The organism is Flavobacterium chryseum (genome assembly GCF_004362015.1).
Classification (GTDB): Bacteria; Bacteroidota; Bacteroidia; order Flavobacteriales; family Flavobacteriaceae; genus Flavobacterium.
This window is the reverse complement of sequence record NZ_SNWW01000007.1, coordinates 247425-260173: the sequence shown is the minus strand read 5'-3', so window position 1 is coordinate 260173 and position 12749 is coordinate 247425. Positions and strand designations below refer to the sequence as shown.

General features: G+C 33.7%; 8 protein-coding genes. All 8 read left to right on the top strand.

Annotated features, from left to right (window positions below; all coding sequences use genetic code 11):
• The first annotated feature begins 6 nt into the window (after positions 1-6).
• The 8 genes from guaA to yidC all read left to right on the top strand — a co-directional run bounded on the left by guaA (position 7) and on the right by yidC (position 12697).
• The gene (gene guaA, locus EV143_RS14990; protein ID WP_133508751.1) at positions 7-1536 is read left to right on the top strand and encodes a glutamine-hydrolyzing GMP synthase; all 1530 of its coding nucleotides are present in this window, start codon (positions 7-9) and stop codon (positions 1534-1536) included.
• Between the two features lie 60 nt (positions 1537-1596).
• The gene (locus tag EV143_RS14985; RefSeq protein ID WP_133508750.1) at positions 1597-3513 is read left to right on the top strand and encodes a LysM peptidoglycan-binding domain-containing protein; all 1917 of its coding nucleotides are present in this window, start codon (positions 1597-1599) and stop codon (positions 3511-3513) included.
• A gap of 95 nt (positions 3514-3608) precedes the next feature.
• Complete coding sequence (locus EV143_RS14980) at positions 3609-5702, top strand: PBP1 and LysM peptidoglycan-binding domain-containing protein (protein ID WP_133508749.1); 2094 nt, start codon at positions 3609-3611, stop codon at positions 5700-5702.
• Positions 5702-6103, top strand: coding sequence for an OsmC family protein (locus EV143_RS14975; RefSeq protein ID WP_133508748.1), 402 nt, complete (start codon positions 5702-5704; stop codon positions 6101-6103). Before EV143_RS14980 ends, EV143_RS14975 begins: the two co-directional genes overlap by 1 nt.
• Before the next feature lie 406 nt (positions 6104-6509).
• Positions 6510-8438 (top strand): glucosamine-6-phosphate deaminase, encoded by a 1929-nt coding sequence (gene nagB / locus EV143_RS14970; RefSeq protein ID WP_133508747.1) that lies wholly within the window; start codon positions 6510-6512, stop codon positions 8436-8438.
• Positions 8439-8616: 178 nt separating this feature from the next.
• Positions 8617-8853, top strand: coding sequence for a DUF3820 family protein (locus EV143_RS14965; protein WP_133508746.1), 237 nt, complete (start codon positions 8617-8619; stop codon positions 8851-8853).
• A 237-nt stretch (positions 8854-9090) separates the two neighbouring features.
• Positions 9091-10704 (top strand): CTP synthase, encoded by a 1614-nt coding sequence (locus EV143_RS14960; RefSeq protein WP_133508745.1) that lies wholly within the window; start codon positions 9091-9093, stop codon positions 10702-10704.
• 82 nt (positions 10705-10786) lie between these two features.
• Positions 10787-12697, top strand: a complete 1911-nt coding sequence (yidC, locus tag EV143_RS14955; RefSeq protein ID WP_133508744.1) for a membrane protein insertase YidC — start codon at positions 10787-10789, stop codon at positions 12695-12697.
• The last annotated feature ends 52 nt before the right edge of the window (positions 12698-12749 follow it).

The window sequence follows — 12749 nt, the reverse complement described above, 5'->3', positions numbered from 1 at the left end:
TTGCGCATGCAACACAACGTACTTATTTTAGATTTCGGATCGCAATATACACAGCTTATTGCGCGTAGAGTTCGCGAATTAAATATATTCTGCGAAATTTTTCCTTACAATCACTTTCCTAGTGATTTATCACCTTATAAAGCCGTAATTTTAGGCGGAAGCCCATTTTCTGTTCGTGCAGAAGACGCTCCACATCCTGATTTATCTCAAATTCGAGGCAAACTACCTATGTTGGCAGTTTGTTACGGAGCGCAATATTTAGCACACTTTAGTGGTGGTGAAGTAGCGGCTTCGAACACCAGAGAATATGGTAGAGCTAATTTATCATACATTAAAGAGAATGAAGTTTTCTTTAATGGAGTTTCTGAAAACAGTCAGGTTTGGATGAGTCATAGCGACAGTATCAAAGCTTTGCCAACCAATGCGGTAAAATTAGCCAGCACGCATGACGTAGAATATGCAGCTTATAAAATTGAAGGTGAAACTACTTATGCCATTCAATATCACCCGGAAGTTTTCCATTCTACTGATGGATCAAAAATGCTGGAGAACTTTTTAGTAAACATTGCCGAAGTTCCTCAAAACTTTACACCAAATGCTTTCGTTGAAGAAATGGTGGGAGAATTGAAAGAGAAATTAGGAAATGATAAAGTGGTTTTAGGACTTTCTGGCGGAGTAGATTCTACTGTGGCTGCGGTTTTATTACACCAGGCAATTGGCAAAAACTTATACTGTATTTTCGTAAATAACGGTTTGCTTCGTAAAAACGAATTCCAAAATGTATTAGATCAATACAAAGGAATGGGTTTAAACGTAAAAGGAGTAGATGCCGGAGATCGTTTTCTTGGCGAATTAGCCGGAATTAGCGATCCGGAAACCAAACGTAAAACAATTGGCCGTGTATTTATCGAAGTTTTCGATGATGAATCACACTTGATCGAAGACGTAAAATGGTTAGCTCAAGGAACTATTTACCCTGACGTTATCGAATCAGTTTCGGTAAAAGGACCATCAGCAACAATTAAATCGCACCATAATGTTGGTGGATTGCCGGATTATATGAAATTAAAAATTGTAGAACCGCTTAGAATGTTGTTTAAAGACGAAGTTCGAAGAGTTGGAGCTACTTTAGGAATAGATCCTGAATTGTTAGGAAGACACCCTTTCCCGGGACCAGGATTATCAATTAGAATTTTAGGAGATATTACTCCGGAGAAAGTTCAGATTCTACAAGATGTTGATGCTGTTTTTATCGACGGATTAAAATCTTGGGGATTATACGACAAAGTTTGGCAGGCTGGGGCAATTTTGCTTCCGGTAAATTCTGTTGGTGTGATGGGCGATGAACGTACGTACGAAAAAGTAGTAGCACTTAGAGCTGTAGAATCGACTGATGGGATGACGGCTGACTGGGTTCACTTACCTTATGACTTCTTAATGAAAGTGTCTAATGACATTATCAATAAGGTAAAAGGCGTGAATCGTGTAGTTTACGATATAAGTTCAAAACCACCTGCAACAATTGAGTGGGAATAGTATTATTTTTCAAATTAAGGCATTACATTTGTAATGCCTTAATTTTTAAACCTACTATTTATGAGAGAACTTTTAACGATTTCTCTTGTGTTTGTTTTGTCTTTTAACAAAATAACTGCGCAAGATTCAATTATTGAATACAGAATTCAAAAAGGAGAAACCGCTTATTTTATTGCCCAAAAATATCAGGTTTCTGTAGATGAAATTTATAATCTCAATCCTGAATCGAAAAGCGGAATCAAAGATAATCAGGTTCTTAAAATTCCTGTTCACACTGGAGGAAAACAAAATTCAAATCAACAAATTACTCATGTTGTTGGAGCAAAAGAAACCCTTTTTGGTTTATCAAAACAATATAATGTTTCTGTTGAAGCTATTCAGAATGCAAATGCAACAATTCTTGCTAACGGACTTCAGATTGGTCAGGAATTAGTTATTCCGCAAAATACTTCAAATCTTCCAAAAACAGAAAATACAACTTCTTCAAAAACAACACATCAGGTAGTTGCTAAGGAATCTTTATTTAGTATTGCCAGACAATATAATGTTTCGGTACAGGATTTAGAAAATTTAAACAAAGATTTACTTCTTGGCGGTTTGCAAATTGGTCAGACAATTGCAATTCCAAACAAAAGAAAAACTTTAGACGGAAGAGTTCGCGTCATCAACGGAGAAACTATTTTTCATGTTGTTGAACCTAAAGAAACTAAGTTTTCGATTGCTAAAAAATACGCTATCTCAATAGACCAGTTAGAATCTCAAAATCCGGAAATTGTGAATGGATTAGTTATTGGTAACAAATTAGCCATCAATACAAAAGAAATAAAACCAACCAACGATAGCGAAGAACTAATGCTGGCTTTGGCCGAAAAACAAGTTATTGTTGAAAAAACAAAAGCCAAAACGGTTGAATTAGAAGATTTAAAAGACAGATTGGTTGTTCAGAAAGAAATGAATCAGAAAATTATAAAAATTAATGATTTACAATTGAATCTGAATGATATGAATGGTTCTAAATACAACTCGGTCGGAAAACTGCGTTTGGTTTTAGAAGCGAATAAAAATGTACAGGATATTTTAATGGCAAAATTAGATTCATTGGTAAACACGATGAATAATGATTTAGTCGATTTAAAAAGAATGGATATTTTGAATGTTGACGAATCAAAACGTTTAGAAAAACAATCGTATGAAAGTATCGAAAAAACCAGTGAATTATCTTCTCAATTGAAAAAAGAACTGGCTGAAAACCGAAAAGCGTATGCCGGATTAATGAATAAAGTAGAACGAATTGCTCTCGAAGAAAATCAGGAATACAAGAAAAAAGTCCGCGAAAGCGAAAAGAAAAACAGCCCTGCTTCATTGCAGCAACGTCTTTCGTTAGAAGAAATAAAACGTTATAAAATAGAGCAGGAACAAGGCGACGTTCAAAATCAACTCTTGATTGCAAAAATTGATTCGCTCGATACTCAAAAAACAATTGAGATAAAAAGACATATTAGTAAAGCTTCTTATTATAGTATGGAAGCCAGGAAATTTGATGATAAAGTGGCTTTGATAAAACTTAAAAAATATCAGGATGAAGCTATAAAAAATCAAAATAAAGGAAATTCAGAAGTCGTTTCTAAAGCTGTTTCTTTAGAAGAAATGAAGCGCGAACTCAAAGAAAATCCGCTTAAAAACGAAAAAAATATTAAGATTGAAGTTTATGATAATCTTAAAGAAGTTTCAAACGGCTATTACTTAGTTTTAGGTATATTTACCGATGCAGCGCCTCGAGATAAGTTTATTATGGAACTTATTGATTCAGGCGATTTTAATGCTAGTTTTTTCTTTAATATAAACAGCCTTTCTTATTATGTGTACTCAGATAAGTACCAAAATATGGAAGAAGTTTTATATCAATGCAAGAAAAAGGAAGAAGTTGAGTTATATAAAAACATCATTATTGCTAAGGCAGAAATCGATCTTCGATAATAATGGAGTAAAAAATAACAAGTGGACTGAATCTTGCTTAGACAAAAATTAGTATCTTGTTTTTGAATTAAAAAATTAATTGTTTAAGCCTTATTATGAAATATTATTCAGCATTATTGTCATTTGTCTTTTTAATTACAAGCGCAGCTTTTTCGCAGGAAAAAGTCGTAAAGTATAAAGTTTCAAGTGGAGAAACCGTTAATCAGATTGCAGAGAAATTTAAGGTTACGCCTTATGATATTTACTCTTTAAATCCTGATGCACGTGCCGGATTAGTGCCAAATTCTGTTTTGCTAATTCCAACGACACCAGGCAAAGCAGTAAAAAAAGACGTTGCAACAGTTAAAAATACTGCAGCAGGAAAAGCAACTACACATGAAGTTCAGCCAAAAGAAACCTTATTTGGAATTGAGAAAAAATATGGTGTTTCTGATGAAGCTCTAAAAGTGGCTAATCCATTTTTAATTGAAAATGGATTGCAAATTGGTCAGACACTTGTTATTCCAAGCAAAGGATCAGCTGTAAAAACTACAACAACAGCTGCAAAATCAACAGCTTCTGAAAAATATGTATTTCACGATGTTGTGGCTAAAGAAACAAAATATTCGATTGCAAAAGAATATAAAACGACTGTTGAAGATTTAGAAAAACGCAATCCAGATATAGTGGCAAATTTACCAATTGGATATAGATTGACCATAAAAGGAACGGCTCCTAAAACAGAAGCTTCGACTTCGGTTGCAGCAACTGTAGAAAAACCGGTTGAAACTAAAAAAACAAACGAAGCCGTTAAAAAGGGGACCACTTATATGGACTATCAGGTAAAACCGAAAGAAACATTGTATAGTTTGTCACGTACATTTCAGTTAACTCAGGATGAATTGGCTGCTTTAAATCCGTCACTTTCTGAAGGATTAAAAGAGGGAATGGTTCTAAAAGTACCGTCCGGATTTGTTGCGCCAGTGCCAATTATTCCACAACAACAGCCACAGCAAACAGCTGAAAAATCTACCGAGAAACCTATAGAAAATATAGGTGGAGGATCTATTAAAGTTCTTGAAAAAGTAAAATCTGAAACCGTTTCTGCAGATCCTGAAGTGGTGGAGCTAAGCAAAAAGAGAGGACTGAACGAGCGTAAAAAAGTTGTTTTATTGCTTCCTTTTAATATAGCTAAAATGCAAAACGATACTACAAGTATTGCGACGCGATTAAAAAAAGATAAGTTTTTGAATATGACACTTGATTTTTATTCAGGTGCATTAATGGCTATAGATTCGGCGAAAGCCTTAAAATTGCCAATTGATGTCGCTATTTATGATTCGCAGGAAACTAAAAACACATCTAATGTTACAGGTTTAATTTCTCAAAACAAATTGCAGGATGCTAATGCTGTTATCGGACCATTTTATCAGAGTAATGCTGAAGTGGCGGCAAATTCATTACGCTTATATAATGTGCCTGTGATATCGCCGTTATCAAGAGATACTGCAAATCCTATTGATAATTTATATCAGTCGATACCAACAAACGATGTAGTTAGAAACGCTGTTTTTGATTATATGCGTGCTAAAAACGGAAACATTGTTGCCGTTGTAGATAAGAAAAAAGAATCGGTAATAAGTTATATCAAACAAAATCAAAAAGGAGTTGTTTTTGCTGCATTGTCAGAAACCGGAGGTTTGGATGTAGCGAATTTAAAAAGTTTATTATTGCCAAACCGAATGAATTATGTCGTGATGGAAACCGGTAATACAGCTATGATTAAAACGACAATAAGAGCTTTATTAGATGCACAAAGATCATGTCAGGTACAGTTGGTGATTTTAGAACCGAACAGTACACTTGATACAGATGAAATTAATTTTGATAATTTAGTACAATTGAAATTAATGTATCCGTCTGTAACGCGAGAAAGTGGTGAACAGCCTGTTTTAATTTTTGAGAAAGAATACAGATTAAAAAACAAAGTTAATCCTAACACTTATGCAACTCGTGGTTTCGATGTAACTTTTGATACCATGATGCGTTTGGTTCAGGGGAAAACATATCAGGAAACGACAGACGAAATAACAACGGAACAAGTTGATAATAAATTTCAGTATTATAAAAAAGAAGATGGCGGACACGCTAATAAAGGTGTTTACATTTTATATTACGATTCAGACTTAACTTTAAAAGTAGCAAATTAATGACATCCAAAGTAACCTATTTAGGCGATTTAAGAACAAAATCAATTCATGTGCAATCAGGAAGTGAAATCATTTCTGATGCACCATTAGATAATAACGGAAAAGGAGAAGCGTTTTCTCCAACAGATACAGTTGCCAATGCTTTAGCGAGTTGCATGATGACCATTATGGGAATTAAAGCCCGTGATTTGAATGTTAATATTAATGATTCGACAGCTGAAGTAACTAAAATAATGAATGCCGAGCCAAGAAGAATTGGTGCAATCGAAATTATTTTTGATATGAAAGGTGATGTAGATGAAAAGACAAAGACTATTTTAGAACGTGCCGGAATGACTTGTCCCGTTTTTTTGAGTTTAAATACTGAAATCGAAAAACGAATTACTTTTAACTGGAAGTAACTAAATACTAAGAATATTGAAAAAGCCATCAGGAAACTGATGGCTTTTTCTGTTTAATGCAAAATATGCCTGCAAAAAAAACGCATAGTGGAATTTAACTTCAAACATTATAAATATTACAATTTAACGATATGTAACACACAGTTAAGAAAATGTTATTAAGTCGTATTTTCTTTTTATTGCAAAAAAAATGCATATATTTACAAAATAATTGCAAAAACAAAATTATCATTTGCACCGATCACTAGCTAAGTTTTAGTTTAACGAAAAATGAAGGTTTTTATATTGTAATTTTAAATTCTTTATCTTTGTATTGTATTGATTTTTAATGGTTTAATTGCATTATTTGCTTTTAAAAAGATGAGATAAAGCAGGAAATTGAAAATAAAAGAAAATAAATATAGTTATGTTAAAAAGTAAAATAGACAAGGCGACAGGATTCGAAAAACGATTTGAGAACATTAATACCGTTGTTTTCGAAAATTCATCTAGTGCTTCTAAAGCAGTTGCTAAAGAAATCGCAGCATTAATTCAGTTAAAACAAAAAGAAAACCAACCGTGTATTCTGGGTTTGGCAACAGGATCTTCTCCAAAAGGATTATATGCTGAATTAGTGCGTTTGCATAAAGAAGAAGGATTGAGTTTTAAGAACGTAATCAGTTTTAATCTGGATGAATATTATCCGATGGAACCAAACTCCATCAACAGTTATGTTCGTTTTATGAAAGAATTACTGTTTGATCACGTAGATATTTTACCTGAAAACGCACATGTTCCGGACGGACTTTTAACCAAAGAACAAATCGCAGATTACTGCCATGAATATGAAGCTAAAATTGAAGCTTTGGGCGGAATTGATTTGCAGATTCTTGGAATTGGAGGAAACGGACATATTGGTTTTAACGAATCGGGTTCGCTGCAAAACTCTAAAACCAGATTGGTCGCTTTAGATCATATTACGAGAGTTGCTGCAAGTAAGGATTTTTCTGGATTGAGCAACACGCCAAGAACCGCAATTACACTTGGAGTTAAAAAAATAATGGAAGCTAAACAGGTTATTTTGATGGCTTGGGGAGAAGGAAAAGCGAATATTATCAAAAAATCGGTTGAAGATGAAGTAACGAATCAGATTCCTGCGTCGTTTTTGCAAGAGCACAATAATGCGGTTTTTGTTTTAGATAAAGAAGCTTCTTCAAAACTAACGAGAATCAACAGACCCTGGTTGGTAGAAAAAGTAATTTGGTCTGATAAATTAATCAGAAAAGCAGTTTTAGGATTAGCGTTAGATCTTAAAAAGCCAATTTTAATGCTTACCGATGCCGATTATATCGAAAACGGAATGAGCGATTTATTAGCAGATTCTGGTCCGGCGTACGACATCAATATTAAAATATTCAATAAACTTCAAAATACAATTACAGGCTGGCCAGGCGGAAAACCAAATGCAGACGATTCTAACCGTCCTGAAAGAGCAGAGCCAGCTAAAAAACGAGTATTGATTTTTAGTCCGCATCCGGATGACGATATCATCAGTATGGGAGGAACTTTTATGCGTTTGCAGGAACAAGGACACGAAGTGCACGTCGCATATCAAACTTCTGGAAATATTGCTGTTGCAGATGATGAAGCGTTGCGTTTTGCAAGATTTGTGATTGATTACAATGAAAAATTCGGAATCAAAAGTGCTGAAGCAGATAACATTTATCAGAAAGCACAAACGTTTTTAGTTAATAAAAAGAACAGTGAAATTGATATTCCGGAAGTGCGTTACATAAAAGGATTAATCAGAAAAGGAGAGGCGAGAGCTACAAGTCATTTCGTTGGATTATCTGATGACCAGATTCATTTTATGGAATTACCGTTTTATGAAACCGGAAAAATTGAGAAAAAACCAATTGGACAAGAAGATATTCAGCTAACGATTGATTTAATCGAAAAAATAAAACCACACCAAATATACGCAGCAGGAGATTTAGCTGATCCGCACGGAACGCACAAAGTTTGTCTGGATGCTATTTTTGAAGCGGTAAAAGCTTTAAAACCAAAACCATTTATGGATGATTGCTGGCTTTGGTTATACAGAGGAGCTTGGCAGGAATGGGGAATTGATGAAGTTGAAATGGCGGTACCAATGAGTCCTGATCAGGTTTTGGCAAAACGTCACGGAATTTTCAAACATCAATCTCAAAAAGACGGTGTTGTTTTTCAGGGAACTGATGCCAGAGAATTTTGGCAAAGAGCCGAAGACAGAAACCATGAAACAGCTGCTTTATATCAGCAATTAGGCTTGGCTACTTATGCTGCAATGGAAGCTTTCGTGAGATGGCACTACTAAGGTTCTAAGGTTTTTAAGGTTCAAAGATTCGAGGAACAAAGGTTCAAAGTTCTTAATCTGTGAAAATCTTTTAATCCTTGGCGAAAAAATAAAAAATTAGAATAGCTTTGTACCAATTAGAAGCAAGAAGAAAAGAATGAGTCTATATTCTTTCCTCTTGCTTCTTTTTCTTTAAAAAATGGAACAAGACAAAAAACTTCTCATAAAATTAGCTCATACCAAAATGCCTTTCGGGAAATACGAAGGACGTTTTTTAATTGATTTACCCGAATATTATGTGGTTTGGTATCAGAATAAAGGTTTTCCAAAAGGAGAATTAGGGCAGCAATTACAATTAATCTACGAACTAAAATTAAATGGATTGGAAGAATTGATTCGTAATATTAAAAAGCAATATCCGAAGCCAATATCTTAGATTTTATATATTGTTAGAATTTTAAATTATTGGATAAAAATTTCTCAATAATAGTTTGAAATGTGCTAAAGAATAAAGATAATTTAATACTTATTGGGATTTCTTTTTGATATGAAAAAACAAATAATCCAGCAATCTAAAAATCTGGAAATCTAAGAAGTCTAATATTCAAATTGTCCAATTAAATTTGTACTTTTGCCAAGTTTTTTACACAACTACAATACAAACAACAACAGAATGAATCAAACAAAATATATTTTTGTTACAGGTGGTGTGACTTCTTCTTTAGGAAAAGGAATTATCGCAGCATCTTTAGCAAAATTGTTACAAGGAAGAGGTTACCGTACAACTATTCAAAAATTCGATCCATATATAAATGTAGATCCGGGGACACTAAACCCGTACGAGCATGGAGAGTGTTATGTAACAGATGATGGTGCTGAAACTGATTTAGATTTAGGTCACTACGAACGTTTTCTGAACGTTCCTACTTCTCAGGCTAATAACGTTACTACAGGAAGAGTTTATCTTTCGGTTATTGAGAAAGAAAGAAGAGGAGAATTTTTAGGAAAAACGGTTCAGGTTGTACCTCATATTACGAATGAAATTAAAGACAGAATGCAATTGTTGGGTAAATCCGGCGATTATGATATTGTAATTACTGAAATTGGAGGAACTGTTGGTGATATTGAATCTTTACCTTACATTGAATCTGTTCGTCAGTTGGTTTGGGAGTTGGGAGAAAATAATGGAATTGTTATTCATTTAACTTTAGTTCCATTTTTGGCTGCTGCAGGTGAATTAAAAACAAAACCTACACAGCACTCTGTAAAAACATTAATGGAAAGCGGTATTAAAGCTGATATTTTAGTTTGCAGAACAGAGCATGAACTTTCGGATGAATTGCGTAATAAACTGGCTTTATTTTGTAATGTAAAAAGAGAAGCTGTTATTCAATCGATCGATGCTTCAACAATATACGAAGTTCCTAATTTAATGCTTGAAGAAGGATTAGATGTAGTAGCTTTGAAAAAATTAGATTTACCTAAAAAAGCAGCTCCGGATTTAAAAAACTGGAATACTTTTTTACGCAGATTAAAAAACCCAAAACATACCGTAAATATTGGTTTGATTGGGAAATATGTAGAAATGCAGGATTGTTACAAATCTATTTTAGAGGCGTTTATTCATGCAGGAGCTTCAAATGAAACTAAAGTTAACGTAATTTCAATACATTCAGAACATATTACCAGTGATAATGTTGAAGAAAAATTAGGACCTCTTGACGGAGTTTTAGTTGCGCCTGGTTTTGGAGAAAGAGGTATTGAAGGAAAAATCGAAGCAGTTCGTTTTGCACGTGAAAATAATATTCCGTTTTTCGGAATTTGTTTAGGAATGCAAATGTCTGTAATTGAGTATTCGCGAAATATTTTAGGTTATGCAGAAGCGAATTCTACTGAGATGAATGAAAAAACAAAACATCCGGTAGTAGATTTGATGGAAGCGCAAAAAACAATTACAGATAAAGGTGGAACGATGCGTCTTGGTGCTTGGAAATGTGATATTAAGCCAGATACTTTAGCACATAAAATCTACGGTCAAAAAACGATTTCAGAGCGTCACCGTCACCGTTACGAATACAATAATAAATATGCAGATGAATTGCAAAAAGCCGGTTTAAAAGCTTCTGGAGTAAATCCTGATACTGGTTTGGTAGAAATTATTGAGTTAGAAAATCACCCGTTTTTCATTGGTGTACAATACCATCCTGAATATAAAAGTACCGTAGCAAATCCACATCCAATTTTTGTACACTTTGTGGCTGCTGCTGTAAATACGCATAAAAAATAATAACTAAAATTCCGGTAGGTTGTAACATTTGAGTTAAACTCGTAACTAATAGCCTTAAACGAATAACTTTTTTAAAATAATAATGGAAGAAAAAAAATTTGATCTTAATTCAATCATTGGTTTTGTATTGATATTTGGAATTTTGATTTGGATTATGTACCAAAATCAGCCTTCTGACAAAGAGATTGCTGCTGAAAAAGCCAAAAAAGAGTTAGTTGCGAAACAAGAAGCTCAAGCTAAAGCTGATAAAACTAAAACAGCTGTTTTGCCGGTTGCTGCTGCGGCAACTCCGGGTGACACTGTTCAGTTGGCTCAACTGCAAAAAACATTAGGTGGATTCGCATATTCTGCTACACTTCCTTCTGCAAAAGAAACTTTTACGACAATTGAAAACGAAAAACTAAAACTTAAAATCGCTAACAAAGGTGGTTATATAGTTGAAGCTACTCTTAAAGAATTCGAAAGATTTGAAAAAGGTTCGAAACAATTAGTTGAATTGATTAAAGATAATAATTCTAATTTAAATATTCAGTTGCAAACAACGGATAACAGAACTTTAAACTCTAAAGATTTGTATTTCGAACCAACACTAACAAAAGTTGGTGGTGATCAGGTTTTAACAATGCGTTTAAAAGCTGGAGCGAATGAATTTTTAGAATATAAATACATATTGAAACCAAATGATTATTTAGTTGGTTTTGATGTTCGTTCTCAAGGTTTGAATAAAGTTTTAAATTCTGCTAAACCATTAGATTTACAATGGGATTTGAAAACGTACAGAAATGAAAAAAGTGTTTCTATCGAAAAACGTTTTGCTGAAATCCAGTACGAATACGATGATGAAAAATACAATTACGTAAACCCTAGTGGAGTAGGTAAAGAAGAAACGCCTGAAAAAGTAAGTTATGTAGCCTTTAAGCAACACTTTTTCACTACTATTTTATCTACCGATAAACCATTTGAAAAATCGAAACTACAATCTGACGATTTAGTAAAAGATGAAAAAATAGATACTACCTTTATCAAACAATTTAGAGCAACTGTTCCTTTGGCTTTTTCAAACGGAGAGATTGATTACAAAATGAGTTGGTATTTTGGACCAGCTGATTATAAAACTTTAAAATCTTACGATAAAAATTTCGAAAAAATTATTCCATTAGGTTGGGGAATTTTTGGTTGGATTAATAGATGGGTATTTATTCCGTTATTCGGATTTTTAAGTTCTTATATCGCTTACGGAATTGCCATTATTATCTTTACTATTATTATTAAATTGGCGATGTCGCCAATCACCTATAAGTCATTCTTGTCTCAGGCTAAAATGAAAGTTTTACGTCCGGAGATTACAGAGTTGGGAGAGAAATTCAAAAAAGACCCAATGAAGAAACAACAAGAAACGATGAAATTGTACAACAAAGCAGGAGTAAACCCAATGGCAGGATGTATTCCGGCATTGATTCAGCTTCCGTTTATGTATGCGTCGTTCCAGTTCTTCCCGTCAGCTTTTGAGTTAAGACAAAAAAGTTTCCTTTGGGCAAATGATTTATCTTCATTTGATGCTGTTGTAAAATTACCATTTCATATTCCTTTATATGGAGATCATATTAGTTTGTTTCCAATTTTGGCAGCAATCGCGATTTTCTTCTACATGAAAATGACTTCTGGAGATCAGCAAATGGCAGCGCCTCAGCAAGAAGGTATGCCGGATATGGCAAAAATGATGAAAATCATGATTTATGTTTCGCCATTAATGATGTTAATTTTCTTCAATAGTTATGGTGCAGGTTTAAGTTTATATAACTTTATATCTAACTTAATTACAATCGGAATTATGTTCGTAATTAAAAACTATATTGTTGATACGGATAAAATTCACGCTCAGATTCAGGAGAATAAATTGAAAGAGCCTAAAAAACAAAGCAAATTTCAAAAACGTCTTCAGGAAGTTATGGAGCAACAGGAAGCTGCAAAAAATCAGAATAAGAAAAAATAATACAATAAAAAAAATCTCGATTTATCGGGATTTTTTTATACCTGTAAATACT

Excerpts from the sequence above, each read along its gene's own strand:
- EV143_RS14985 (WP_133508750.1), top strand. The coding sequence starts at position 1,597 with ATGAGAGAACTTTTAACGATTTCTCTTGTGTTTGTTTTGTCTTTTAAC.
- EV143_RS14980 (WP_133508749.1), top strand. The coding sequence starts at position 3,609 with ATGAAATATTATTCAGCATTATTGTCATTTGTCTTTTTAATTACAAGC.
- EV143_RS14960 (WP_133508745.1), top strand. The coding sequence starts at position 9,091 with ATGAATCAAACAAAATATATTTTTGTTACAGGTGGTGTGACTTCTTCT.
- guaA (WP_133508751.1), top strand. The coding sequence starts at position 7 with ATGCAACACAACGTACTTATTTTAGATTTCGGATCGCAATATACACAG.
- nagB (WP_133508747.1), top strand. The coding sequence starts at position 6,510 with ATGTTAAAAAGTAAAATAGACAAGGCGACAGGATTCGAAAAACGATTT.
- EV143_RS14965 (WP_133508746.1), top strand. The coding sequence starts at position 8,617 with ATGGAACAAGACAAAAAACTTCTCATAAAATTAGCTCATACCAAAATG.
- EV143_RS14975 (WP_133508748.1), top strand. The coding sequence starts at position 5,702 with ATGACATCCAAAGTAACCTATTTAGGCGATTTAAGAACAAAATCAATT.
- yidC (WP_133508744.1), top strand. The coding sequence starts at position 10,787 with ATGGAAGAAAAAAAATTTGATCTTAATTCAATCATTGGTTTTGTATTG.